The organism is Natronobacterium texcoconense, from assembly GCF_900104065.1.
GTDB lineage: Archaea > Halobacteriota > Halobacteria > Halobacteriales > Natrialbaceae > Natronobacterium > Natronobacterium texcoconense.
This window is the reverse complement of sequence record NZ_FNLC01000001.1, coordinates 488378-513892: the sequence shown is the minus strand read 5'-3', so window position 1 is coordinate 513892 and position 25515 is coordinate 488378. Positions and strand designations below refer to the sequence as shown.

24 protein-coding genes, 1 tRNA gene and 1 pseudogene are annotated in these 25515 nt (G+C 63.2%); 9 read left to right on the top strand and 17 right to left on the bottom strand.

Features of this window, described 5'->3' with window-relative positions:
• Positions 1-74: 74 nt before the first annotated feature.
• Positions 75-1385: a M28 family peptidase gene (locus BLR35_RS02700; RefSeq protein ID WP_090376988.1), complete on the bottom strand. Its 1311-nt coding sequence runs from the start codon at positions 1383-1385 to the stop codon at positions 75-77.
• Positions 1386-1545: 160 nt separating this feature from the next.
• Between BLR35_RS02700 and BLR35_RS02695 the strand changes: the two genes are divergently transcribed.
• Entirely contained in the window at positions 1546-2610 is a 1065-nt protein-coding gene (locus tag BLR35_RS02695) for a polyprenyl synthetase family protein (protein ID WP_090376985.1), read from the top strand.
• Position 2611: 1 nt separating this feature from the next.
• Here the strand turns inward: BLR35_RS02695 and BLR35_RS02690 are convergent, their stop codons facing one another.
• From BLR35_RS02690 to BLR35_RS02615, 16 genes and pseudogenes are all read right to left on the bottom strand, one after another.
• Positions 2612-3415 carry a CBS domain-containing protein gene (locus tag BLR35_RS02690; protein WP_090376977.1) on the bottom strand — a complete coding sequence of 268 codons (804 nt, stop codon included), beginning with the start codon at positions 3413-3415 and terminating at the stop codon, positions 2612-2614.
• Positions 3416-3455: 40 nt separating this feature from the next.
• The gene (locus tag BLR35_RS02685; protein WP_090376974.1) at positions 3456-4970 is read right to left on the bottom strand and encodes a DHH family phosphoesterase; all 1515 of its coding nucleotides are present in this window, start codon (positions 4968-4970) and stop codon (positions 3456-3458) included.
• 114 nt (positions 4971-5084) lie between these two features.
• On the bottom strand, positions 5085-6617 hold the full coding sequence (locus BLR35_RS02680) for an NADH-quinone oxidoreductase subunit N (RefSeq protein WP_090376971.1): 1533 nt from the start codon (positions 6615-6617) through the stop codon (positions 5085-5087).
• Positions 6617-8143 (bottom strand): complex I subunit 4 family protein, encoded by a 1527-nt coding sequence (locus tag BLR35_RS02675; protein WP_090376967.1) that lies wholly within the window; start codon positions 8141-8143, stop codon positions 6617-6619. Before BLR35_RS02675 ends, BLR35_RS02680 begins: the two co-directional genes overlap by 1 nt.
• Entirely contained in the window at positions 8140-10176 is a 2037-nt protein-coding gene (gene nuoL, locus BLR35_RS02670; protein ID WP_090376964.1) for an NADH-quinone oxidoreductase subunit L, read from the bottom strand. Before nuoL ends, BLR35_RS02675 begins: the two co-directional genes overlap by 4 nt.
• Before the next feature lies 1 nt (position 10177).
• The gene (nuoK, locus tag BLR35_RS02665) at positions 10178-10489 is read right to left on the bottom strand and encodes an NADH-quinone oxidoreductase subunit NuoK (RefSeq protein WP_090376961.1); all 312 of its coding nucleotides are present in this window, start codon (positions 10487-10489) and stop codon (positions 10178-10180) included.
• Positions 10486-10932: a hypothetical protein gene (locus tag BLR35_RS02660; protein WP_090376958.1), complete on the bottom strand. Its 447-nt coding sequence runs from the start codon at positions 10930-10932 to the stop codon at positions 10486-10488. The genes nuoK and BLR35_RS02660 overlap by 4 nt, the downstream gene beginning before the upstream one ends.
• A complete protein-coding gene (locus BLR35_RS02655; RefSeq protein ID WP_090376955.1) occupies positions 10929-11222 on the bottom strand; it encodes an NADH-quinone oxidoreductase subunit J in 294 nt (97 codons plus the stop codon). Before BLR35_RS02655 ends, BLR35_RS02660 begins: the two co-directional genes overlap by 4 nt.
• 2 nt (positions 11223-11224) lie before the next feature.
• Positions 11225-11686, bottom strand: a complete 462-nt coding sequence (locus BLR35_RS02650) for a NuoI/complex I 23 kDa subunit family protein (protein ID WP_090376952.1) — start codon at positions 11684-11686, stop codon at positions 11225-11227.
• Positions 11683-12777 carry a complex I subunit 1/NuoH family protein gene (locus tag BLR35_RS02645; RefSeq protein ID WP_090376949.1) on the bottom strand — a complete coding sequence of 365 codons (1095 nt, stop codon included), beginning with the start codon at positions 12775-12777 and terminating at the stop codon, positions 11683-11685. The genes BLR35_RS02650 and BLR35_RS02645 overlap by 4 nt, the downstream gene beginning before the upstream one ends.
• A complete protein-coding gene (locus tag BLR35_RS02640; RefSeq protein ID WP_090376946.1) occupies positions 12774-14423 on the bottom strand; it encodes an NADH-quinone oxidoreductase subunit D in 1650 nt (549 codons plus the stop codon). Before BLR35_RS02640 ends, BLR35_RS02645 begins: the two co-directional genes overlap by 4 nt.
• Entirely contained in the window at positions 14420-15127 is a 708-nt protein-coding gene (locus BLR35_RS02635) for an NADH-quinone oxidoreductase subunit B (RefSeq protein WP_090376943.1), read from the bottom strand. The genes BLR35_RS02640 and BLR35_RS02635 overlap by 4 nt, the downstream gene beginning before the upstream one ends.
• Positions 15124-15537 (bottom strand): NADH-quinone oxidoreductase subunit A, encoded by a 414-nt coding sequence (locus BLR35_RS02630; protein ID WP_090376941.1) that lies wholly within the window; start codon positions 15535-15537, stop codon positions 15124-15126. The genes BLR35_RS02635 and BLR35_RS02630 overlap by 4 nt, the downstream gene beginning before the upstream one ends.
• A gap of 172 nt (positions 15538-15709) precedes the next feature.
• Positions 15710-16348 (bottom strand): AIR carboxylase family protein, encoded by a 639-nt coding sequence (locus tag BLR35_RS02625; protein ID WP_090376938.1) that lies wholly within the window; start codon positions 16346-16348, stop codon positions 15710-15712.
• Positions 16349-16473: 125 nt separating this feature from the next.
• Positions 16474-16815, bottom strand: coding sequence for a hypothetical protein (locus tag BLR35_RS02620; RefSeq protein ID WP_244510173.1), 342 nt, complete (start codon positions 16813-16815; stop codon positions 16474-16476).
• Positions 16816-16972: 157 nt separating this feature from the next.
• Positions 16973-18166: pseudogene (locus BLR35_RS02615) on the bottom strand (5-(carboxyamino)imidazole ribonucleotide synthase); the annotation flags it as partial.
• A gap of 191 nt (positions 18167-18357) precedes the next feature.
• Here BLR35_RS02615 and ribH point away from each other — a divergent pair.
• The 8 genes from ribH (at position 18358) to BLR35_RS02575 (ending at position 25502) form a co-directional block, all read left to right on the top strand.
• Positions 18358-18771 (top strand): 6,7-dimethyl-8-ribityllumazine synthase, encoded by a 414-nt coding sequence (gene ribH, locus BLR35_RS02610; RefSeq protein WP_090376932.1) that lies wholly within the window; start codon positions 18358-18360, stop codon positions 18769-18771.
• 8 nt (positions 18772-18779) lie between these two features.
• On the top strand, positions 18780-19928 hold the full coding sequence (locus tag BLR35_RS02605) for a pyridoxal phosphate-dependent aminotransferase (protein ID WP_090376929.1): 1149 nt from the start codon (positions 18780-18782) through the stop codon (positions 19926-19928).
• Between the two features lie 81 nt (positions 19929-20009).
• A complete protein-coding gene (locus BLR35_RS02600) occupies positions 20010-20759 on the top strand; it encodes an HNH endonuclease (RefSeq protein ID WP_090376926.1) in 750 nt (249 codons plus the stop codon).
• A 164-nt stretch (positions 20760-20923) separates the two neighbouring features.
• Positions 20924-21026, top strand: a tRNA-Gln gene (locus tag BLR35_RS02595).
• A gap of 436 nt (positions 21027-21462) precedes the next feature.
• Complete coding sequence (locus BLR35_RS02590) at positions 21463-22569, top strand: branched-chain amino acid ABC transporter permease (RefSeq protein ID WP_170830948.1); 1107 nt, start codon at positions 21463-21465, stop codon at positions 22567-22569.
• Positions 22566-24005 carry a branched-chain amino acid ABC transporter permease gene (locus BLR35_RS02585; protein WP_090376919.1) on the top strand — a complete coding sequence of 480 codons (1440 nt, stop codon included), beginning with the start codon at positions 22566-22568 and terminating at the stop codon, positions 24003-24005. Before BLR35_RS02590 ends, BLR35_RS02585 begins: the two co-directional genes overlap by 4 nt.
• Positions 23998-24804, top strand: a complete 807-nt coding sequence (locus BLR35_RS02580) for an ABC transporter ATP-binding protein (protein ID WP_090376916.1) — start codon at positions 23998-24000, stop codon at positions 24802-24804. The genes BLR35_RS02585 and BLR35_RS02580 overlap by 8 nt, the downstream gene beginning before the upstream one ends.
• Positions 24804-25502: an ABC transporter ATP-binding protein gene (locus tag BLR35_RS02575; RefSeq protein WP_090376913.1), complete on the top strand. Its 699-nt coding sequence runs from the start codon at positions 24804-24806 to the stop codon at positions 25500-25502. The genes BLR35_RS02580 and BLR35_RS02575 overlap by 1 nt, the downstream gene beginning before the upstream one ends.
• Positions 25503-25515 lie beyond the last annotated feature (13 nt).

Below are 25515 nucleotides of genomic sequence, written 5' to 3'. Positions count from 1 at the left end.
CGGCAGTCGGTTCTTTACTGCCGATCGTCAAGCCGGGATCGACGATCGGCGGTAAATAGTTACAGCAAACCGTATCAGTCGTCGTACGGCCAGTCGCCCGTAATCCGCATCCCTTCCGCGAGGTTCTGGTCCTCGAGGTCGGCGACGATCTCCTCGGGCGAGCGGTGTTCGACCGTCCGGTCGTCGCTCGCGAGGTCGACGACCAGTTCGGTCAGCAAGATCGCCTGTTCGCGGAGGTCGCGTTTCTCGAGTTTCTCGAAGGTGTCGGCGAAGGTGTGGCCCCAGCCGCGGCCGACCTCGTCGGAGGTCGACATGACGTGGTAGCCGGGGACGCCCCACTGGACGAACGGCCAGTGGTCGCTGTGGGGGCCGAGCTGTGGCACCGTCTTCATCGGGTGGTCGTACTGCTCGGCGACGGCGTCGATAGCGTCCTCGAGGCCGTCGAACCCGTGCGTGTAGAACTCGAGCGTTCGGCCGCGGACGACGCCATCGTTGTTGACGATCGCCTCGATCGAGTCGTGGTCGGTCTGTTCGGAGTGATACCCGGAACCGACCAGGCCGACTTCTTCGGCACCGTAGGCGACGAACTCGACGCGGGTCTCGAGTTCGTCCTCCCGGTTCGCGAGCGCGTTCGCGAGTTCGACGACCATCGCCGTCCCCGCGCCGTTGTCCAGTGCGCCCTCGGCGATGTCGTGGGCGTCCACGTGGCTCGTCACGAGTACGCGCTCGTCGGTATCGGGGCCGAGTTCGGCGTGGACGTTCTGGCTCTGGGCATCGTAGACGTCCGCGTCGACGCGAACCTCTACCTCCTTGCCGTCGTACCGCCGGGCGAGTCGCGCACCGACCTCGCTCGAGACGCCGACGGCCGGAATATCGCCGATCGGGTCCGCCTCGGTGCCGACGCTGCCGGTCGGTGGGAGACAGCCTTCGACGTGGTTGCGGTAGACGAAGGCGACCGCGCCGTTCTCGACGGCGTGGTAGTACTTCTCCCGGCGGTGGATGTACCGCTCGTAGTAATCGGGGATGTCGCTGCGGACCATGGCGACTTTCCCCTCGAGGTCGGCCGCCTCGAAGTCCGACGGGAGGCCGTAGCCGAGGTCCACCAGCGGTGCGGTCGCTTCGTCGTCGGGACTACGTGGGAGCGCGATACAGTCGAGTTCCTCGTCGCCCGCGAGGACGGCGCTGTCGCCGCGCGTCCAGCCCTGAATGTCGAACGTCTCGAGACGGGTGTTTCGCGCGCCGACGACTTCGAGCGCGTCGCGGGTCAGTTCCGCTGCTTCGCGTTCACCGTCGCTTCCTGCCATCCGGTTGCCGATGTCGACCAGTCCCTCGAGGTGGTTCCAGCCGACGTCACTGGTGAACAAGTCACCGATCCAGGTCGTCATGGGGGATGCGTGGGACTGTGGTATGGTAACTGTACCGCTTTTTTTCGTTTCGAAACACGATGGGAAGGTCGCAAAGCCAACGGAGCGATACCTTCCGGAATGCCCACAGTATCGCGCGAAACTGAGAATCTTTTTTACCCCGGTACCTCTCGAGGGGAGTATGCGGGAGACGCTTGCCGAGTGGCGGCCGGCAGTCGACGAGGCCATCGCTGACCTCGTCCCACGGGAGATCGACGACGATTACCTCGAGTCGTTCTTTGGCGAACCCACGTACGAGTACGACAGCGAGAGCATCCAGCAGGCGCTCGCGGATCCGCTCTGGGAGCTTCTGGATCGAGGCGGGAAACGATGGCGTGCAGTACTCTTTCTGGTCTTCGTCGACGGGTTCGGAGAGGATCCGGAAGAGTATCTGCCATACGCCTGCATTCCGGAGATCCTCCACAACGGGACGATCATCGTCGACGACGTCGAAGACGGGGCGACGAAACGACGTGGCGGGCCCGCGCTCCACCACGTCTACGGACAGGACGTCGCGTTGAACGCCGGCAACGCGATGTACTTCCTGCCGCTGAAGATCCTGACGGAGAATCCGGCCGATCTCCCGGCCGAACAGCGGCTGGCCGCCTACGAGATGCTGATGTACGAACTCAACCGGACACACCTCGGACAGGGAATGGACATCTACTGGCACAACGAGTGTGACACTCCCGTCGGCACCGAGGAGTACCTCGAGATGTGTGCCTGCAAGACCGGCTGTCTCGCCCGGATCGTCGCACGGCTGGCCGCGATCATCACGGATCAGCCCGCCGAGGTCGAGGAGGCCGTCGCCAGCTACGCGGAACTGACCGCCGTCGCCTTCCAGATCGGCGACGACATTCTGGACGTCGAGAACTCGCTGGGTCGGGCCGGCGACTTCGGCAAGGAGTTCGGCAACGACGTCCGCGAGGGCAAAAAGACCCTGCTGGTTATCCACGCACTCGAGGAGAGTCCACCCGAAAAAGCCAGGCGACTCGGCGAACTCCTCGAGGCCGACGAGAACACGGACGAGGAGGTCCTCGAGGCGCTGTCGATTCTCGAGGAAGCGGGCAGTATCGAGTACGCCCGCGAACGGGCGCTGGATCTGGCTGCCAATGCCCGTGCGGAACTCGACGCCGTCGCGTTCGACGACGAGACGATACAGGAACTCGAGGCGTTCACGACGTTCGTTATCGAACGCGACGAGTGAGCTATTCGAACTGCAGTCGCTTCGTCGTCCGGACCAGCGGATGCCGCGCGTAGTCGACGACCTCGATGTCGTCGATCCGTTCTAGGTTCTCCTTCTCGGCGGTCCGTGCCATCCCGAGATCGATCTGGTGGTCGATAACGATAACGTAGGCGTCCATCTCGTCGATATCGAGGCGATCCGCCGCGAGCACGCGGTGGTGGCCGTCCGCGAGCAACAGCGTACCGGCGTTGTCGATGACCACCAGCGGTTCGGCCAGTCCACGCTCGAGTTCGTAGCGACGTCCCTCGAGTTCGTCCGCGTACACCTTTCCCTGGGTGGGTGTGAGTTCTCCGATCGGGACGGTGCGACGTTCCTGCTCGAGGTTGACGCCGTGGATCTCCTCTAACGTTCGCAGCAGTTTCCCGACCTTCTCGGGGGTCGCTCGCTCGATCTGGCTGCGGATGACGTCGGCGTTCGAGATGATCCCCACGAGGTTGCCCGCGTCGTCGACGACGGGGAGTTTCTGGACTCCCGATCGGAGGATGACGCGAGCCGCGTCGGTCACCTTCATCTCGGGGTGAGCGACGAGCAGGTCGGCAGTCATCACCTTGAAAATCGGCTCGTCGTCGTCTGCCAGCAGCAGGTCTCGAGCACTGACAAAGCCCTCGACGCGTCGGCGTTCGCAGACGGGAAACCCGTTGTGTTCGTCGCTTTCGGCGATTCGCGTCGCGACTGTCCCGACGGTCGCATCGGGCGATACTGTGGCGACGTCCCGGGTCATGTACTCCTCGACCTGGGGTTTCTTCTGGTCCGACACGACCTCCATACACCCCAGTAACGGGGCCGTATGCAAAAGTACTGCGTCCTCACCCCCCGTCGTCGGCTTCCGCTTCGCTCTCGGCGTCCGAGACCGTAAACAGCCACTCGCTTGCCCCGTCGTAGGCTCCGACCGGTACGCCCGGCTGTGTCCGTATTCCCTCGAAAAAACGGTTCGTAATCACTTCCTCGACGACGCTGACGATCGAATCGGCTTCGTCGCCGTCGTCGATTTCCGCCAGGATCCCGATCTCGAGCTGTGCGCCGGCCATATCTGCGTGGCCACCGGCGCTGCCGATCTGGTCGAACGCATCCCGGAGCGTCTCTCCGAGGTCGACGTCGTTCGCACGCGAGCGTGCCGAGAGATACGCCATCTCGTCACGGAAACCGAACACGAGCGTCGTCTCGACGGCTTCCATCGCGAGCAACTGCTCGGCCGCCTGTGGCAGCGCGTCCCGATTTGAGATCCGGCCGACGCTTGCGACCGCGACGGAGTCACGCTGGTCTCTGTTCTTGATCGCTCGAGCGATCGTCTCCAGGGTATCGCCCTCGACCGTCGGCTGTTCGATCTGGCGTAAGACGGACGTATCGGCGTGCGGGCGCAGGATCGACGCCGCCTCGAAGTCCGCCGGCGCTACCTCCCTGGAGAAGTCGTTCGTGTCGACCCGGATGCCGTAGAGTAGCGCCGTCGCCGTCGCCGGATCGAACGGGATCCCGAAGCGGTCGACGTACTCGGTCAACAGCGTGCTCGTCGCACCGACCCCTTCCCGGAGATCGACGAACTCGCCGGGGACCGGCCCGCGTGGTGGGTGGTGATCGATGACGACGTCGACGTGAAGGTCCGGCGAAAGCTCGTCGTTGACGCCGGGTCTGGAGTGATCGACCAGCGCGAACGCGGCGTACTCCTCGAGTGACTCTTCCGGCTCCAGATTCCGCAGATCCAGGTCGAGCAGGTTGACCATCGCCCGGTTCTCCTGGTGGGAGATCTCGCCGAAATAGCAGGGGTCCGCCTCGAGACCGACCGATTCGGCGACGTTGGAAAGCGCCACCGCGCTCCCGATCGCGTCCGGATCAGGGTTGTTGTGCATCACCACCGCGAGTCGGCCGTCGATCGACTCGAGTTGCCGGCGAAGCCGGATCGCTCGTTCCGCGACCGGCGTCGTCGTCCGCTCAAGCACCTCGTCGACGATCGGTTCCTCGGTGCCGACGACGCAATCCGCAGCGGCGTCGAAGGCCGCCCGATCGCTCGGCGTCGGGTTCCCCCCGAGGTAGGCGACGATCTCGGCGTCCGGAAACCGCTCCCGCGCCATCTCGAGGACCGCCCGGTTGACGTCGGTCCGGTCGCCACCGACGAAGACGACGTCCGGCGGGTCGACGTTCTCGAGGGCGTCGTGGTCGCTCGGCGTCGCCTGGCGTGCGGGGATGCTCTCGTCTCTGAGCGTCTCGACGACGCTCTCGTCGCCCGTAAGGACGAGTAGCCGGTCGTCGGGGCCGCCACGTTCGGACAGCCGTGTGACGACGTGACGACCGACGGTCCCGCACCCGAGCACGAGCCGGAAAACCATTTGTTGCGGGTTGTAATCGCTTCGGGGAAAAGGTACCGGTCCACTCGAGCGTAGAACTGTCGGTAATCGCCGCTTACAGTGGTCAGAAGCGAAAAGCAGGCTGGCGAAAGCCGATCAGATTACGTACGCAGCGGCGTCGATCGCCGCCTCGGAAACGGGGCCGAAGGCTGGCAGCAGGACGACCGTCATCACGGCCGCGAAGACGATCGCGGCGTAGATTCCGGTCGGCTGTGACAGCGTGTCTCGGCCGGCGACCGGCTCCTCGATCCAGACGGCCTTGACCAGCCGCGAGTAGTAGTACAGCGAGAGCGCGCTGTTTACCACGAGTGCAGCCGCGACGATCAGCATCGCAGTGCTACCGACGCTGATTGCACCCGTAAAGAGGAAGTACTTGCTCCAGAAGCCGCCGAGCGGCGGAATACCCGCGAGGCTGAACATGAAGATACCGAGCGCGACGCAGGCGACCGGCGCCTGTTTCGCGAGTCCGTTGTAGTCCTCGAAGGTGCGGCCGACGCCCCAGTACTCCGCGAGGGCGACGAACAGGAACGCACCCGTATTCATGAAGCCGTAGACGAGCAGGTGCATCATCGCCGCACCCATCACGAGTTCACCACCGTCGGCGGTGAGACCGGCCAGCCCGATCAAGGCGTAGCCGGCGTGACCGATCGACGAGTACGCGAGCATCCGCTTGACGTTCGTCTGGGTCGCAGCGGCGAAGTTCCCGACCGTCATCGTCACGATCGCGAGGATGACGAACGCGAGCGTCCAGTCGACGCCGATCAAGGCGCCGGTCGGCTCGAGCGGGAACGCCGTCGTGAACACGCGGAACGCGATCACGAAGCCGGCGGCCTTCGACGCCGAGGAGAGGAAGGCGCTGATCGGTGCGGGCGCGCCCTCGTAGGCCTCGGGTGCCCAGAAGTGGAACGGGACACTCGCGGTCTTGAACGCGAAGCCGCCGATCATCATCAGGATGCCGAGCCCGAGCAGGCCGCCGTAACCGGCGCCCTCGTCGGCGAGGACGGCGATCTCGTCGGCGATCAGGTCCAGTTGCAGGTGGCCGGTCGCGCCGTAGACCAGCGAGATGCCGTAGACGAAGATCGCCGACGACAGCGCGCCGATCAGGAAGTACTTCAGGCCGCCCTCGACGCTACCGCGGTTGTCCTTCAGGATGGAAACGAGCGCGTAGGACGGCAGACTCGCCAACTCGAGTGCGATGAAGATCGTCACGAGGCTGTTGGCGGCCGCCATCAGCGACATCCCGGTCGCCGCGAGCACCATCAGCGAGTAGTACTCGGCCTGGTAGGCGTGGCCCTCCATGTAGTCGTAGCTCGCGACCGCGACCAGCGCGGTGACGACCGCGACGACGATCATGAAGAACAGCGCCATCTGGTCGACGACGAACTGACCGTCGAACAGCGTGATGACGCCACGTCCGCCGTCCATTCCCGGCGTGCCGACGCCGGCCACGGTGAACCAGACGGCGACGCCGAGCGAGACGAGCGAACCCACCGCCGCAGTGCCCGCGAGCAGGCTACGGCTCGACGAGCGCGGCGAGATGCTGTCGATGAGGAACAGCACGAGCGCCGTCGCCGCGAGTATCAGCGCCGGCGAGAGTGCTGCCCACTCGCCGAGTTCGACGGGCAACATCACAGTTCACCTCCGTTCTCGAGGATCGGGTCGACTGCGTCGGTTATCATGTCGAAGATCAGTTCGGGGGCGACCCCCAGCAGGATGATGAGTCCGAGCAACACGAACATCGGTGCGACGTCGTGCAGCGGTGCTCGGCTCACCTCGTAGTCGGTTTCCAGGTTGTACGGTCCGAAGACGGTGCGCTGGAGCGCAAAGAGCAGGTAGCCGGCGACGATGACGATGCCGAACATCGCCAGCGACGTAAACACCGGCGCGTACGCGAGCAGTTCGGACTGGAACGCGCCGAAGAAGATCGTGAACTCGCCGTAGAACCCGCTCATCAGCGGCAGTCCCATGTAGCCGAACGCGCCGGCCACGAGGATGCCGACGGCGACGGGCATCCGGTCTGCCATCCCGGACATGTCCGTGACCATCCGGGTGTGAGTCGCGTTGTAGATGACGCCGACCGCCATGAACATCAGCCCGGAGATCAGACCGTGGCTGACCATCTGGAAGGTCGCGCCACCGACCCCGAACTGGGTGTAGGCGATCAGGCCGAGGATGACGTAGCCCATCGATGAGACCGACGAGTAGGCGACGATCCGCTTGAGGTCCGTTTGTGCGAGCGCCAGCATCGCGCCGTAGATGACGCTGATGACGGCGATCGCCGCGATCGGGACCGCGTAGGCCTCGACCTGGTCCGGGAACATGGTGAAGTTGAATCGGAGCAGGGCGTAGGTACCCATCTTCAGCAGGACGCCGGCCAGCAGCACCGACGCGGGGGTCGGTGCCTCGACGTGGGCGTCCGGCAGCCACGTGTGGAACGGGACGACGGGCACCTTCACCGCGAATCCGATGAACATCGCGACGAAGACGATCGTCGCGAGGGTGGTGCCGGCGACGCCGAACAGCGCCTCCGGCCCGCCGTTTAACATCGCCGTCGCGATCTCGGGCAGCGCGAACGACGTAACCTCGGGCAGTGCGAACACCAGCGCGATGAACGCACCGAACATCAGCAGCGACGCCACGTTCGTGTAGACGAAGAACTTGATCGCTGCGTACTTCCGGCGCGGACCGCCCCAGATACCGATCAGCAGGTACATCGGGATGAGGACGGCCTCCCAGAAGATGAACCAGACGAAGAAGTCGAGCGCAGCGAAGACGCCGATCAGGTTCGCCTCGATGAACAGTACGAGCCCGTAGAACTGGGACTCCCGCTCGTCGATCGGCGTCCACGAACTCACGATCGCGAGCGTCGAGAGGATCGTCGTCAGCACCACGAGCGGCATACTGATACCGTCGAGACCGACGAACCACGAGATCGAGTACTCGCTCAGCTGGATCCACTCCATCTGGGACTCGAAGGCGAGATCGCCATCGAGCAAGGCGTTGCCAGCGCCGTCGAAGGCAGAGAACATCCACAGGCTGAGTGCGGCAGGCACCAGGCTGATCGCGAAGGCGAGTTTGCCAGCGACCCGATTCGGTGCGACGAACGTAACTGCCGCGCCGATCAGTGCAACCGCGATCAGTGCTTCGATCATCATAGGAACCACCCTCCGTAGAGTCCGAGAACGACCAGCAAGGCGATGAATCCGGCCACGAGCAGGGCCGCGTAGTTCGTCACCAGACCGGTCTGGATACGTTTCATCCGGTCACCGCCGAAGAGACTCGCCGTCGAAACGCCGTCGACGAGCCCGTCGATTGCGGTCTGGTCGAACCGATCGGCCGCTCGAGCGAGCGGCAGGGTTAGTCCTTCCGCGAGCCAGACCTGATACTCGTCCTGGTAGTAGTTATCTTCGACGACCTTGCCGACCGAGCCGAGTTTCTCCTTGTGTGCGGTCGGCTCGGGGACGTTGTACAGTTTCCAGGCGACGCCCGCACCGGAGAAGGCAAGCAACAGGGAGACGCCGGCCGCGATAGCGACGGTCAGCTGTTCGGAGCCGACGACGCCGGTCTCGTAGGCCAGCAGTTCACCGTAGGCGCTGTAGGTCAGCCCCTCGATGGCACCGTACTCGCCGTCGAGCCAGAACTCGAGAAACGTGATGTCGAGTCCGGTGAGTTTGGCGACCGGTGCGAGGTTGGCGATACCCGCGACGAGTGCGAGCACGCCCAGCACGATCAGTGGTGCCTTGATCGACCAGCCGACCGGATGGGGGTTCTCGGCGGTCTCGGACCGGGGTTCACCGTGGAAGGTCAGGAAGACCATCCGGAAGGTGTAGAAGCCGGTGAAGAAGACCGCGAGCAGCCCCATCGCGTAGGCTGCCATGATCACGGGCTCCTCTAGGCCGACGATCATGGCGTCGTACAGAATTTCGTCCTTGGACCAGAAGCCCGAGAACGGGATGATCCCCGCCAGGGCGAGCGCGCCGGCGAGGAACGTGTAGTAGGTGACGGGCGCCTTGTCCTTCAGGCCGCCCATCTTCCACATGTCCTGTTCGTGGTGCATGAGGACGATGACGGAGCCGGCACCCAGGAACAGCAAGGCCTTGAAGAAGGCGTGGTTCATGAGGTGGAAGACTCCGGCGACGTAGCCGCCGACGCCCAGACCGAGCATCATGTATCCGTACTGGCTGATCGTCGAGTACGCCAGTACCTGCTTGATGTCGTCTTTGACGACGCCCATCGTCGCCGCAAACAGTGCAGTGAAGCCGCCGACGAAGGCGATGATCGCGAGTGCGGTCGGCGACTGTGCGTAGTAGCCGAACATTCGGGCGACCAGATAGACGCCGGCTGCGACCATCGTCGCCGCGTGAATGAGTGCGGAGACGGTGGTCGGACCCTCCATCGCGTCGGGCAGCCACGTGTGCAGTGGGAACTGCGCGGACTTGCCGACGACGCCACCGAGTACGAGCAGTCCGGTAATCGTCACCCAGGTCTCGGCACCGAAGCCGAACAGCTGTTCACCGTCCGCGATAGCGGTCTCGGCGGCGACGACGAACGATTCGTCGCCCGCGAACTGTAGCGTGCCGAACGTCGCGGCGATGGCGACGACGCCGATCAGGAAGAAGTAGTCACCGAAGCGAGTGACCAGGAACGCCTTCTTCGCGGCCGACGGCGCACTACGCGTGCGGAACCAGAAGCCGATGAGCAGGAACGAACACAGGCCCACCAGTTCGAAGAACATGAACGCCATCAGCAGGTTGTCCGCGTAAACGAACGCGAGCATGCTGAACGTAAAGAGGCCGAGGCCAGCGTAGTACCGCGGCAGACCGGTCTCGCCCTCGGCGTTCATGTAGCCGAGACTGAAGACGTGGACGAGGAACGCGATCAGCGAGACGATCACGAGCATTAGCGCCGAGAGCGGATCGATCAGGATACCGAACGTGAACTCGATCCCGTCAGTACCGACCTCGGTCAGGGCATCGCCGACTGCCCACTCGTAGAGCGTCTCGTGATACACCTCACCGCTCGCGACCGCAACGAGCATCACCACGGACAGCAGGAGCGAACCTGCCGTCGCGAAGATACCTGCCAGCGCCCCTTTCTTCGGCATGTACTTGCCGAAGGCCAGGGCGACGACGAAGGCCACGAGCGGGAACGCCGCGATCGCCGGAGCGTAGCTGAATACACCTTCCATCTTACCACCTCATCGTCGTCGGAACCGTGACGTCGACGTCACGGAAGTTACGGTACAGCACCAGGATGATCCCGAGTCCGACGGCGACCTCGGCGGCGGCAAGCGCCATCGTAAACAGCGCGAACACCTGCCCGGTGAGGTTGCCGTGATACAGTGCGAACGCGATCAGGTTGATGTTGGCCGCGTTCAGCATCAACTCGACGGACATCAGGAACATCAGTGCGTTGCGACGCGTCAGAATACCGAAGAGGCCGATACAGAACAGCCCCATCGAGAGCAACACGTAGTACTCGATACCGACGCCGACGCTCATCGCGTCTCACCTCCACGCTCGGCGTCGTCTCCACCGTCGGCGACGGCCGTTCGATCGCTCGAGGTGCCGGCACTTGCCGTCGCGCCGGTTCCGGCGTTCTGGCTCGTCAGTGCCGCGACCGGTTCGCCTTCCTCTTCGCGCTTTGCGAGCACGAGCGAAGCGTCGAGTGCCGCGTCGAGCGTGAGCGCGATCAGCAGGAACGCCGCGAGGAAGGGTTCGGTTTCGGGGATCGCCATCTCGCCGGACTGGAGCACGCCGAGATCGAACAGTGCGTAGCCGATCTCGGAGACGATCGCGATGTCCTCCGGGAAGCCGACTGGCCGATCACCGACGGTTCCGAAGGGCGTGTTCAGCACGATGAGCGCCATCAGCCCGAAGAGGGCGACGGCGAGCAGTCCTGGCACGAGTGTTTTTCCGGTACGGAGTTCCGGTCCGGTCGTCATGGCTGTACCACCTCGTCGGAGTCCGCATCCGTCGTAGTCGTGCCCTCTGGCTCTTCACGCTGGACGAGCATCACGGCGAACGTGATGAGAATGAGGACCCCGCCGACGTAGACGAGGACCTGCATCATGGCGACGAACTCCGCCTCCAGCATCACGTAGTGGACCGCGACGCTGAGCAACGCCACGCCCAGCATCAGCGCCGAGTGCCAGGGGTCTTTCAGGAGTACGACCCCTGCGGCACTGGCGAGGGTCACGAACGCGAACAGCGCGAACGCGAGTGTTTCCATCATTGTTACTGGTAGTCGACCTCTCCGTCTCCCTCACCGATCCACGCACCCCGATCGGGTTCGCGTGACTCGAGGGGATCGATGTCTTTGTACCACGGTACCGACTTCAGCTGTTCTTTGTTGTAGACCAGATCGTGTTTGGTGTCGCCCGTGAACTCGAAGTTCTGGGTCAGCAGGATGGCGTCGACGGGACAGACCTCCTCACAGAGCCGACAGTAGACGCACTGTCCGATGTTGAGGTTGTACTGTTCGCCGTTTCGCTTGTCGTCCATCACGATCTGGATGGTGTCGTTCGGACAGACGTTCTCACACTGGCGACACCAGATACAGCGCTCCTGGCTGAACTTGTGGACGCCACGGAACCGCGGCGAGACGTCCGGAGCGGTTTTCGGGTACTCTACCGTGAAGGTAGAGCCGTCCAGTGCGTGTTTCATCGTGGTTGCCATCGATTTGAGTAGTCCGATCATGCGATCACCCCAACGATTGCTGCAGTCAGGAAGAGGTTAGCGAACGAAAGGACGAGCAGTCCTTTCCAGCCGATTTCGATCAGGTGGTCGATCCTGACGCGTGGCACCGCCGAACGGAGCCACTGGGTCAGGAAGAACACCGCCCAGATCTTGACGATGAACCAGACGATGCCCAGTTCAGCCGGGCCGGGTCCGGCCGGCCCGCCGAGGAAGATCGTCGCGATGATCGCACCTCCGAGGAAGATGTGGAGGAACTCCCCGAGATAGACCAGCACGAAGTAGACCGACGAGTACTCGGTCTGATAGCCGGCGACGAGTTCCGCCGGCGCTTCGGGCATGTCGAAGGGGTTCCGACCGACTTCCGCGAAGTTCGCGATCAGGAACAGCACGAACGCGAACGGGTTCACCAGCGCGAACCACGCCGGGATCGCCCACTCGAGTCCGGGGATCGTGAACAGGGTCGTCTCGTTCTGGACGGCAACGATTTCGCTCATCTGGAGCGACCCCGCAAAGAGCACGACCGACATCCCGGTTACGACCAGTGGGATTTCGTAGGCGACGTTCTGTGCGACTGCACGCAGGCCACCCAGAAGCGAGTACTTGTTACCCGAGGAGTAGCCAGCCATCACCAGACCGATCGACGCGATGCCGGCGACAGCGAAGACGTACACCAGGCCGACTTCGGGGTCTGCGAGGTGGATGCCGCTTCCCATCGGGATGACGGCGAAGCCGAGCAGCGCCGAACCTGCGATCACGATCGGCGCGAGGTCGTAAGCCGGCCGATCGGCGTTCTCGGGAATGATGTTTTCCTTCGAGAGCAATCGGACCGAGTCTGCGACGATGATCAGGATGCCGCCCGGCCCGAGGTGGTTGACCGCGATCCGGTCGGTGAAGGCGGCCGTGATCTTTCGTTTCGCCCAGGGACCGGCGACGCCGGTCATCGCGAGCATCAGGTTGCCGACGATAAAGGCGGCGATAAACGCCGCGAGCAACTCACCGGCAACCCCGAACTCGGCCAGACCGGTCAGGTCGCCGATTCGCTCGGGCAGTAAGACCACGTCGTTTTGCAGTGGGATCGTCGTTCCGGTCATCGATCCACCTCCCCGAGCACGATATCCAGGCTACCCAGCGAGGCGATCAGGTCGGGGATGTACTCCCCTTCCGACATCTCCTCGAGCGCCTGCAGGTTCGAGAAGCACGGACTTCGGATCTTGAATCGGCCGGGCTTGTCGGTGCCATCGGAGCGGAGGTAGATACCGAGTTCGCCCTTCGCGGCCTCGACAGCACGGTAGGTCTCGGTGTCGGCGTCCGGCTTGAGCGTTCGCGGGACGTTGGCCTGAACCTCGCGTTCGTCCTCGGGCCAGTCCTCGAGCAGGTCGAGACACTGTTCGATGATCTTGGCCGACTCCTCGACCTCCTGCATCCGCGTGAGGACGCGCGCGTAGTTGTCACAGCCGTCGCGAGTGATGACGTCCCACTCGAGATTCTCGTAGTAGCCGTACGGATCGTCCCGACGGAGGTCGTAGTCGACGCCGGAGCCGCGGGCGACGGGGCCGGTACAGCCGTAGTCTTTGGCCACCTCGGGTTCCAGCACGCCGGTGTCGATACACCGGGTCTGGAAGATCTCGTTCGAGGTGACCATGTCGTTGTACTCGTCGACTTTCGCCGGCAGTTCGTCGAGGAAGTCCCGCGTCTGTTCGATGAACTCCTCGCGGGGTTCGGGCAGGTCCCAGGCGACCCCGCCGACGCGGAAGTAGTTGAACATCATCCGCTGCCCCGTGAGATCCTCCAGAATGTCCTGGACGATCTCGCGGTCGCGGAACGTGTACATGAAGATGGCGGTGAACTCGCCGTAGACGTCCAGCGCGAAGGTTCCGAGCGCGAGCATGTGCGAGGCGATCCGGCACAGTTCCGCACCCATCGTTCGGATGACCTGGGCGTACTCGGGAACCTCGATGTCCGCCAGATCCTCGATCGCCCGGGCGTAGGCCCACTCGTTGAGCAGGCCCGCCGAGACGTAGTCCCACCGGTCGGGGTAGGGCATGATCTGGTGGCGGTAGGTCCCCTGCTGGCACATCTGCTCCTCGCAGCGGTGGAGGTAGCCGATGTCGGGCTCGACGTCGACGACCGTCTCCCCGTCGAGTACCGTCTTGACGTGGAGCACACCGTGAGTCGCCGGGTGGTGAGGCCCGACGTTCAGGAACATCGTGTCCGACTCGGCGTCGTGGTGGTCCTCCTGCAGCGGATTCGCGTGCTCTGAGAGCGTGACTAGCTGTGGCTTCTCCTGGTCGTAGTCGCTCGAGAGCGGGTGTCCCTGCCACGTCTCGGGCAGCAGAATCCGCCGCATGTCCGGGTGGTCGGCGTACTCGATCCCCATGAGGTCGTAGGCCTCTCGCTCGTGCCAGTCTGCGGTGCGGAACACCGGTTCCGCGCTCTCGCTGACCGGATCGTCGCGTGTCGTCGGTACGACGACGCTGACCTCGTCGGTGGCATCGGCGAACTTCTTGAGGTGGTAGATCGACTCGTACCGGTCCTCGTACTCCTGTGCGGTGACACAGGAGAGGTGATCGTAGCCGGCCTTCTCCTTGAGATCCGAGAGGACGCTCTGGACCTCGTCGGGGTTGACGACGAACCCAGGTGCGTTCTTGTGTTCGTCACGCGCGAGGGCGCGGTCGCCGATCAGTTCCTCGAGCAGGTCCCCCTCGACGTCTTCCTGTCGCTCGATGCCCGTGCTCATGGCGAATCAGCCCAGTTGTACCGCATGACGAGATCGTCCTCGTCGATTTCGTCTGCCAGTTTCTGCACCAGTTCGTCCTGTTCCAGGTCGCCGAAACGCTCGAGTTCGTAGGGCTTGACGACGACGGGCGAGGATTCGCCGTTCTGGATTCGCTCTTGCAGTTTGAGAATGCCGTAGATGAGCGCCTCGGGTCGTGGCGGACAGCCCGGGACGTGGATGTCGATCGGGATGATCTCCTCGGCGCCCTTGACGACGTTGTACCCTTCCTGGAACGGGCCGCCGGAGATCGTACACGATCCCATCCCGACGACGAACTTGGGTTCGGGCATCTGGTCGTAGACGCGCTTCATGCGCGGCCCGAACTTCGAGACGATCGTTCCGGGGACGATCATGACGTCGGCCTGTCGCGGGGAAGCACGTGGCACGCCGGCCCCGTAGCGGTCGACGTCGTGTTTGATCGCGTACGTGTGGATCATCTCGATGCTGCAGCAGGCGATCCCGAACTGCAGCATGAACATCGAATTCCCGCGCACCCAGTTCATGAACTGGTCGAACTTGGTGAGGATAAACGGTGACGCGCCGAACGCTTCTCGAAGCTTCGAGTTGAAGCGATCGTCGACGCCTTCGCCGATCCGGGAGTCGCGGGTGTCCGTCGACGGCGCTGTGCTGCCGTGTATCGTCTGTCGTGGTTCGTCGCTACTCATAGTCGTTCACGCTCCGCGTCCACCTGTTGTGGTGTTTTCGCCCACTGTACTGCGCCGTTGCGCCAGGCCCACGCGAGTCCGACGAGCAGGATGGCAACGAACGCGACCATCGGGCCGAGAATTTCGAACAGCGAAACGGCATCCGATTCGACCGCATCCAGGTACACCACCGCCCACGGGAACAGCAGGACGGTCTCGATATCGAAGACGAGGAACAGAAGCGCAACCATGTAGTACTGGATGTTAAACCGGACGCGCGTTCCGCCGGTCGGAACCTCGCCACTCTCGTAGGTGGCACGTTTGTTCGTTTCGGGTACACTCGGACGCAGGAGGTACGACACCGCCATCATACCCAGCGGTATCAGCAGTCCTACGAACGCAAGTGCCCCGATCGCTATCCAGTCGTTCATCTCCGTAACGTTCGGAGGTTCAGACCGCACGCATATAAGGGTTGATTGTTCGTTTTCCGGCTCAATACGGGCCGAGAGTGCCGTCAGCGACGAAGAAAGAACCTGATTAATCACCGCATATTATACGATCGGGCGAACGAGACGAGCAATCGAACCGACACGTCGGTGAGAGCTACTCTCGCGTCCGGAAGGCGGGAGTCCCCTCGTCGTGTAGCTCCCGTGAAACCGTTCCGACTCCCTGCCGGAGTCCCTCGTGATAGGAGACGAGTCGCTCCCGCACCTCGTCGTGCTGGCGGGCGAGAATCTGGGCGGCCGAGAGCGCGGCGTTGAACGACTTGCCGGCGTCGACGGCGACCAGCGGCGCGCCCGTCGGCATTCCGATCACGCTGTCGACGGACTTCTCCTGAACCGGGACGCCGATCACTGGCAGCGGGTACGCGATCGAAGCCGTCATGTTCGGCAGGTCCGCGGACTTGCCGCCTGCGCCCGCGATGATAACCTCGAGACCGCGGTCCTCGGCTGTCTCGGCGTAGGCCGTCATCAGGTCCGGCGTCCGGTGGGCCGAGGTGACGTAGGTCTCGAAGGTAAAGCGTTCCTCGGGCGGGTTCTCGTAATCGGTCTGCTCGGTGAAACCGAGTTCGTCGACGAAGGCGTCGTAGGCTCCGCGGCGCTTCCCGCCGGTCATCATCGTCTCGAGGTCGGAGTCGCTGCCCATGACGATGCCGACGTCCGGGGTCTCCTCCGTCGGTCGATCCGCTGTAGACTCCTCGTGGAGTCGGTCGATCAGGTCGTCGACTGCCGGTGCGGTCATACGCGCGGCTTCCGTCGCAGGAGCAATGAAAGGTGGTGATTTGGCCCGCTCAGCACGCTTTCGAAACCGCCACTCAGCGCGATCCCTGACAACCGCCGCGCAGACGGCTATAGTAACAACTGCAACTATTTACACACTGATCGCACAACCCTCGTGCGATCAGGTGTGCATTGACTTGCAGTGGCTACTATACACTCGGAGCGGCGAGTTTTCAGACAGAGATCGGTTCCCTCGTACTCCGCCTCGAGTACTTCCTCGAGGAGGTCCAGTTCGCGCTGGCCGTAACCGTCGCTCGCGATGAGGTACGGTCCGAATCGCTGTTCGGCGACGCGGCGACCACACAGGCCCTCGGCTTTGAACTGTTCGACGACCTCGCGAATCTCGGCTTTCGTCGGCTCGGGGCCGAGGTCGATCTCCGATCCACGACCCTCCGAGAGCCGGTCGAGGACGTGTTCTGTGTCGAGCATGTCTAACTACCTTACAGGAAGGCGTATAAAACGTTTTCTGCGTTACGAGCCCCAAGACACTGGTTTCGGACGAACACGTTCGCGTTGGATCGTCCGACAAACCATCACACGAACATGATCGGGGCGGAGCGAGACCGCCCGTCGTAAACTGCCGCGACTACGATCGGAACGAGACGGCGTCCTCGAGTTCGCGGGCGGTCTCCAGCAGTTCCTCCCGACTCGCGTCCTCGCGAGTAACCGTCACGTGGCCCATCTTTCGCAGCGGCCGTGCCTGGCGTTTCCCGTACCAGTGGAGGGTCGCCCCGGGCGTCTCGAGAATTCGATCGAGATCGCCCAGTTCGGCTTCTCGTTCTTCGTTGACGTCGGCGAGAAGGTTCGTCATGACGGTCGGCGACCGCAGGTCGGTCGCCGCGAGCGGCCAGCCCAGCACCGCACGGACGTGCTGTTCGAACTGGGACGACTGTGCGCCCTCGATCGTCCAGTGACCGGAGTTGTGGGGACGGGGAGCGATCTCGTTGAGCAGAACGTCACCGTCAGCCGCTTCGAATAACTCGATGCCGTAGACGCCACGTCCCTCCATCACCTCGAGGACGTCCGCTGCGACTTCCCGGGCGCGCTCCTCGACGGCCTCGCTCGAGCGCGCCGGAACGATCGTCTCTCGCAGAATCTCGTCGACGTGGACGTTCTCGCCGATGGGGAAGGTCGCAATCTCGTCGTCTCCCTTGACGGCGATGACCGACACCTCCCGTTCGAAGTCGACGAACGACTCGACCATCGCGGGACCGGCGACCGACTCGAGGGCGTCGTCGGCCTCGTCTTTCGACTCGACGGGGACGTTTCCACGACCGTCGTACCCACCCGTTCGAGCCTTCAGCATGACCGGCGCGCCGTAATCGTCGATCGCCGCGCGTATATCGTCGGCGTCCTCGACCTCGCGGAAGGGTGGGACTGGGACGCCTGCGTCCTCGAGTTCGCGTTTCTGGACGAGTTTGTCGTGGATCGTCTCGAGGGTCGCGGGGTCGGGGTGGACGGGCGTCCCCGAGTCCTCGCTGACTCGATTCAGGACCTCCTGGTCTGCGAGTTCGATCTCGAACGTGAGAACGTCTGCGCGCGCGGCCAGTTCACGGATGCCGGCCTCGTCGTCGAAGTCGGCGACGATCTGGTCGCGTGCCACGAGCGCGGCCGGACAGTCCGGCGTCGGATCGAGGACGATAACCTCGACGCCGAGCGGTGCCGCTGCCTCGGCGAGCATTCGACCGAGCTGTCCGCCACCGACGACCCCGATCGTCGGCCCTGGCGTCCGTAGCGTTGTCATCGACCGACGGTTGTTCGTGCCGGCGTTTAAGTATTCTCAATATTGCTGATTTCCACGCCGAACCACGACCATGATATACATGTTCGTGACTATTTCGTGATTCGAACCGGTGAACGACGTTTTTGCAAGAACTCCGCGGTCTGACGGCTTACACTCCGCTCGACAGCCGTCTCGCAGCGTCCGCCGAGAACGGTACCTCTTTTACCCGTCCTCTCCACCGCTCGAGTATGACCACGCTCGGACTGGTGGTCGCCGAGTTCAACAGACCGATCACCGAGCAGATGGAAGAAGTCGCCCTCGAAGCCGCCGACGACGCCGGCGCCGAGGTGTACGGGACGGTTCACGTCCCGGGCGTCTACGACGCGCCGCTGGCGGCCGATCGACTCGCCCGCCTCGAGGCAGTCGACGCTGTCGCCGTCATCGGAACCGTCATCACCGGCGACACGGATCACGATCAGGTGATCACCGACGCCACCGCACAGCAGCTTGCCGACGTCAGTCTCGAGCGTGACACCCCCGTGACCCTCGGCGTGACGGGTCCCGGTATGTCCGCCGCCGAGTCACGCGAGCGCATCGAGAACGCGGCGAAAGCCGTCGACGGTGCGCTCGACCTCGTCGAGGAATTACCCGATCCACAGTAATACCAGCTATGTCCATGGAATTCACCGACCGCCTGACTCGAGTCGAACCGTCCGCGACGCTTGCCATCTCCGCGCTCGCGACCGAACTGGAGAACGAAGGGAAAGACGTCGTCGACCTCTCGGTCGGCGAACCCGACTTCCCCACGCCCGAGAACGTCGTCGAAGCGGGCAAAGAAGCGATGGACGCCGGCCACACCGGATACACCACGTCGGCGGGCATCCTCGAACTCCGTGAGGCAATCGTCGACAAACTCGCCGACGACGGCCTCGAGCACACCACCGACGAGGTCATCGTCACGCCCGGCGCGAAGCAGGCGCTGTACGAGGTCGTCCACGCCCTAGTTCAGGAAGGCGACGAGGTCGTCCTCCTCGACCCCGCCTGGGTCTCCTACGAAGCGATGGTCAAGATGGCCGGCGGCGACCTCACCCGCGTCGACCTCTCGGAGTACGACTTCCAGCTCGAGCCCGGTCTCGACGACCTCGCCGATGCCGTCTCCGACGAGACCGACCTGCTGATCGTCAACTCGCCGTCGAACCCCACCGGCGCGGTCTACTCCGACGAGGCACTCGAGGGCGTCCGCGACCTGGCCGTCGAACACGACGTCACCGTCATCGCCGACGAGATCTACAAGGAGATCACCTACGGCGTCGAGCCGACCAGTCTCGGCACGCTCGAGGGGATGGCCGACCGCACGATCACGGTCAACGGCTTCTCGAAAGCCTACTCGATGACCGGCTGGCGGCTGGGCTACTTCGCCGGCCCCGAGGACCTGATCGACCAGGCCGGCAAACTCCACAGCCACTCCGTCTCTTCCGCAGTGAACTTCGTCCAGCGCGCCGGCGTCGAAGCACTCGAGAACACCGACGACGCCGTCGACGAGATGGTCGACGCCTTCGAAGAGCGTCGTGACCTGGTCGTGGAACTGCTCGAGGAACACGACGTCGACGTCGCCGTGCCGGACGGCGCGTTCTACATGATGCTTCCCGTCGACGACGACGATCAGGCCTGGTGCGAAGGCGCACTCGAGGACGCCCACGTCGCGACCGTCCCCGGAAGCGCGTTCGGTACGCCCGGCTACGCACGGATTTCGTATGCGGCGAGCGAGGAGCGACTCGAGGAAGGAATCGAGCGACTGGCCGAGGAAGGGTATCTGTAGTCGGCTCGAGATAGAACTGTTCTAGTTTCACTTTCACTGTCCGTCGCTCAGGTTTACCAGTCACTACGCCGGACTTTTTTCATGGACTGCCCGACGTGTGGGAAAGAGCTGACCACGGAACGAGGGGTGCGACAGCACCACACCAAGGTCCACGACGAACCGCTGCCGAATCGGACGTGCAAGGGCTGTGACAGCGAGTTCTACGACCCGAAGTCACGGCGATCCTACTGCGATTCCTGCAATCCGAACGCGGGAGAGCACAACGGGAACTGGAAGGGGGCGAAAGAGACGACGGACTGCAAGCTCTGTGGGTCGACGTTCTCGTACTATCCCTCCGACAAGGACGGCGTCTACTGTCCGTCCTGCGTTGACGACGCCGACGGATTGCTGCCGGAAACGTATCCCGAAAAAGGCGACCGGGTAACGGCCCCGTGTCGTGGTTGTGGCACCGAACTCGAGGTGCGGCCGACCCGCCTCGAGAAACAAAAACGCGGCGTCTTCTGTACGCTCGAGTGTTACGGCTCCTGGCTCTCGGAGAACGTCGTCGGGTCGGACCACCATCAGTGGGAGGGCGGATCGATCAGCTACGGGCGGACGTGGTGGCGCGTTCGCCGACGGGCACTCGAGCGCGACGACTACGAGTGCCAACACTGTGGCGCGACGAAAGAAGAGATCGGTCGGAATCCGGATGTCCATCATCTCGAACCGGTTCGGTCGTTTGATCGGCCAGAAGAGGCACACACGTTAGATAACGTGATCGCTCTCTGCCGGAGTTGTCACAGACAGGCAGAAGAAGGAGAGATAACGCTGCCGTCCCACAACGAAAAGTAACACTATTGTGGCATCGTCGTCTATCCAGCAATGAAGTCCCGTGGTGGTGAGCAGTTCCAAAGGAGCTGCGAGGTACACGGGACGACGAGCGAAGCGGGGAGTCCCGTGGTGGTGAGTGAATCCGACGGATTTACGAGCCTCACGAGGCTTCGAACGCAGTGAGAAGTCCCGTGGTGTAGTGGCCAATCATATGGGCCTTTGGACGTGTTCGGTTCATTCCGTCACGGAAGACAGCCCATGACGGCGGTTCGAATCCGCCCGGGACTACTTTTGCGCCGAACAAACTCGTGAGGCGCAGATATCCTCGGCGGTTCGAGCCCAGAAGGCGAGAGGATTCGAGCCTTCGCGGTTCGAATCCGCCCGGGACTACTTCTACGACGAACGGACGTGAAGAGCGAATAGTCCGGGATTCGGGCCCAGAGGACGAGCGGCTGTGAGCCCCCACGGTTCGAATCCGCCCGGAGCTATGACGCATATTTGATGAATAGGATTTAGGCTGGTGCTCACACGCCCTCGAGCGTCTATCCTCAAGCGGCAGCGTTCCAGCCAACCGACCACTGAACCCGCCTCGAGATCACCCCTACTGGACTGTGTTTCCGACTAACACAGACCTGTAATGGATTTAGCTGGTTACACATCACCGGTATCCAAACATCATTAATTACAGTGGAGGATGTAGGATTCTTGCTAACTGGGTGATAATATGGGGGCGATAGGTGGTCGAGGACGCCTTTCGAAGGTAACGGTGGAGCAGTGGTTCGGAGCGTTGATTCTCGCGGTACTGGGAGTACTGGTGCTCGATCTCGTTCGGCGCGTCGTCTTCGGAGAGCTTCCGGTCGATACCCTCTCGGTCTTCCTATGGCGAGGGTTGGTCGACGGGTTGATCATCGCGCTTGCCGCCGTCGGGCTGTCGATGACATACGCGATTCTCAAGTTCGCGAACTTCTCGCAGGGCGACCTCGTTACGACCGGCGCGTTTGCAGGCTGGACCGGTTCGTACGTCGTCGCGGGAATCGGCGTGGCCGACTTCGGGTCGCGGATTCTCCTGAACGCGGATCGTGGCACCTCCGCTCGCGAACTCGACATGCACCTGTTTGGGGCTCCACTCGCGATTCTCGTCGGCTTGATCGTCGCGGCTCTCGCGACGATCCTCGTCGCACTCGCGTTCGATCGACTCGTCTACAAACGCATGCGAACTGCCGGCGGAATACCGCTGTTGATCGCGAGTATCGGCGTCGCGCTGGTACTTCGATACATGATCGTGTTCTTCTACGGCGAACACACCCGCGGCGTGACCAGAAGCTCGCCGACGGTCGATCACTCGCTCGTCTTCTGGACTGATTCACTGCACGTCCACCAGGCCACACTCGTGGTGGTCGGAATCGGACTAATGCTCGCACTCCACCTCATGTTACAGCACACCAAACTCGGGACGGCCATGCGGGCGATGGCCGACAACCGTGACCTCGCGCTTATCACGGGCATCCCGACCGAACGAGTGATCCTGGTAACCTGGATACTCGGTGCGGGACTGACCGGCGTCGCCGGCTACCTGATCGTCCTCGAGCAGGAGACGCTCAGCTTCAACACCGGCTGGTTCCTGCTGCTTCTGATCTTCTCGGCGGTCATTCTCGGGGGGATCGGGTCGATATATGGTGCGATCGCCGGTGGGTTGATCATCGGGCTAGCGACGAACGTCTCACTGGTCTGGATCCCAGCGGACCTGACCGAGGTCGCCGCGTTCACGCTCATGATCCTGATTCTCATCTTCAGACCGGCCGGTCTCTTCGGCGGGGTGGAGACAGCATGACCCGCGATGAGAACAACGAAGGCTTCGTGAGAGACACTCCTACCGACGGGAAACGACTCGAACCCGACGGCGGGTCGCCTGCCGGTGGCTCCGGCGACGGAGCCAGTCTCGGCGACCTTCTCGACGGAGATGCCCGTCCCCGCTGGCTGAACGACATTCTCATCATCGTCAAGGCCACGATCGTGGTGTACGGTCTCTTCATCGTGCTCGGCCTCGCGGCCGGCCTCGACTTCAACGGGATCGTCAGTACCCTCCAGCAGGTGACGTTGCTTGCGGCCTCGTTCGCGCTGGTCGTTTTGGCACTTAACCTCCACTGGGGATACACAGGACTGTTCAACATCGGCGTCGCCGGCTTCATGGCCGTCGGCGCGTACACGATGGCGCTGGTGACGGCCGCGCCGGACGCCACGTTCCCCGGTCTCGGGTTGCCGCTCTGGGTCGGCGTGATCGCGGGACTCGTCGCGTCCGCGCTCGTCGGATTCGTGGTCGCACTGCCGGCGTTGCGCCTCCGTGCGGACTACTTCGCGATCGTCACACTGGCAGCCGCGGAGATGATTCGGCTGGTGTTCAACTCGAGTGCACTCCACGAGTTCTCGGTGCTCGGCGTCGAACTCGGGACGGGAAGCGGACAGGGGATGTCCTTCCCGAACCTGCGAAACACGATTTCGCGGGAACTGCTGTACGTCGACGGCGATCCAACTGCGGAGCCGACGCTGTTCGGCCGGCCGTTCATGGCGATCGGGGACCGCCTCGAGTTGAGCATCTCGGTCGTCGAGGGGTGGGTGTACACCGTCGTTCTCGTCGCGTTGGTTGCGTTGGTGTTCGTCGTCATCACCCGGATCGGGAACTCTCCGTTCGGCAGGATGCTGAAAGCGATCAGGGAGGACGAACTCGCGGCGCAGTCGCTGGGGAAGAACACCGATCGCGTGAAGATCAAGGTGTTCATGCTCGGCTGCATGTTCATGGGGCTGGCGGGAATCGTCTGGCAGGGTCGCCGCGGCTACGTCGATCCGAACCTCTTCTTGCCGATCATCACGTTTTACATCTTCATCGCGCTGATAATCGGCGGCTCGGGGTCGAATACCGGGAGCGTGGTCGGTGCGTTGCTGTTCGCCGGCCTGCTGTTCGAGGGGCCGCCGTTCGTCCAGCGCATCGTAGACGCCACGTTCGACCTGCCACACCCCCCGACAGTGTACGACGGCGCCGTCGCGCTCGCCGATTTCGACCCGATACCCTTGCTGGGGTACGCGGTGGCCGAACTCCCGAATCTCCGGTTCGTCCTCTTCGGCGCGGTACTGATTGCGCTGATGATCTACCGACCGGATGGGATCCTCGGCCACCGGAACGAACCGGCGTCGCCGATCGATCTGACGAGGGAACGGGCACCGAGCGAACGCGAGCCGACGGTCGCAGACGGAGGTGAAAACGATGAGTGACGTCGCACTCGAGGAACGGGAACGGACCGAACAGTCGATACTCCGAGTCTCGAACCTCGAAAAGCGGTTTGGCGGCATCGTAGCAGTCGACGGCGCCAGTTTCGAGATCGAACGCGAGACGATAACCGGACTCATCGGGCCGAACGGGGCCGGCAAATCGACGGCGTTCAACCTGATCACCGGCGTCTACAAGCCGGACGGCGGAAGCGTCTACTTCCAGGGTGAGGACGTGACCGAGCTTCGACCAAACCAGCTGGTGGATCGCGGGCTGGTTCGAACCTTCCAGCTCAGCCGGGAACTCGCAGGAATGACGGTGCTCGAGAACATGTTGCTGGCGTTCGGCGAGCAACTCGGCGAATCGCTCTGGCGGTCGATTCTCCCGGGCGCTCGGCGCTCCGTCGTCCACCAGGAGCGTGAGTTGCTCGATCGTGCGTGGGAGATACTCGAGTTGTTCGAACTCGATCACCTCGCCCACGAAGACGCAGCGAACCTCTCGGGTGGCCAGCGGAAGTTGCTCGAACTCTCCCGGGCACTCCTGACGGAGCCGTCGCTGCTCTTGCTCGACGAGCCGATGGCGGGCGTCAACCCGACGCTCGAGAAAAAACTCCTCGCTCGCCTCCACGAACTCAGGTCGCAGGGGTACACCTTCCTGATCGTCGAACACGACATGGACGTCATCATGAACAACTGCGAGACGGTGATCGTCATGCACCAGGGACAGGTGCTCTCGCGGGGATCACCCGAGGCGATACAGGAGGACGAACGCGTCATCGACGCCTATCTCGGAGGGGAAATCTGATGCTCACTGTCGACGACCTCGACGCTGGGTACGGCGATCTGCAGGTTCTCTCCGAGGTCGATCTTACGGTCGAGGAGGGAGAGTACGTGGTGATCGTCGGGCCAAACGGCGCGGGGAAGTCCACCGTTATGAAGTCGGTGTTCGGGCTGACGACGCACTTCGGCGGCCGGGTCGGGTTCCGAGACGAGCGGATCGACGGCAGGCCACCGGAAGAGATTATCAGGTACGGTATCGGATACGTACCCCAGAACGACAACGTCTTTCCGTCGCTTACCGTCCGCGAGAACCTCGAGATGGGGGCGTACATCTTGGACGAGGTGCCACAGGACGCGCTGGACGCGGTCTACGATCGCTTCCCGATCTTGAGAGAGCGCAAGGGCCAGACGGTTGGCAGTATGAGCGGCGGCCAACAGCAGATGGTAGCGATGGGCCGGGCGCTAATGTTGGACCCCGATCTGTTGATGCTCGACGAACCTTCGGCCGGTCTGGCCCCGGATCTCGTCGGAGACATGTTCGATCGCGTCGACGCGATCAACGACGACGGAACAGCGGTGTTGATCGTCGAGCAGAACGCGAAGGAGGCGCTCCGTCGGTGTGACCGGGGATACGTGCTAGTGCAGGGAGAGAATCGATACGAGGGCAGCGGCGACGCGCTGCTCGCCGACGAGCAGGTGCGACAGGACTTTCTGGGCGGGTAAGGTTCGCAAAAAA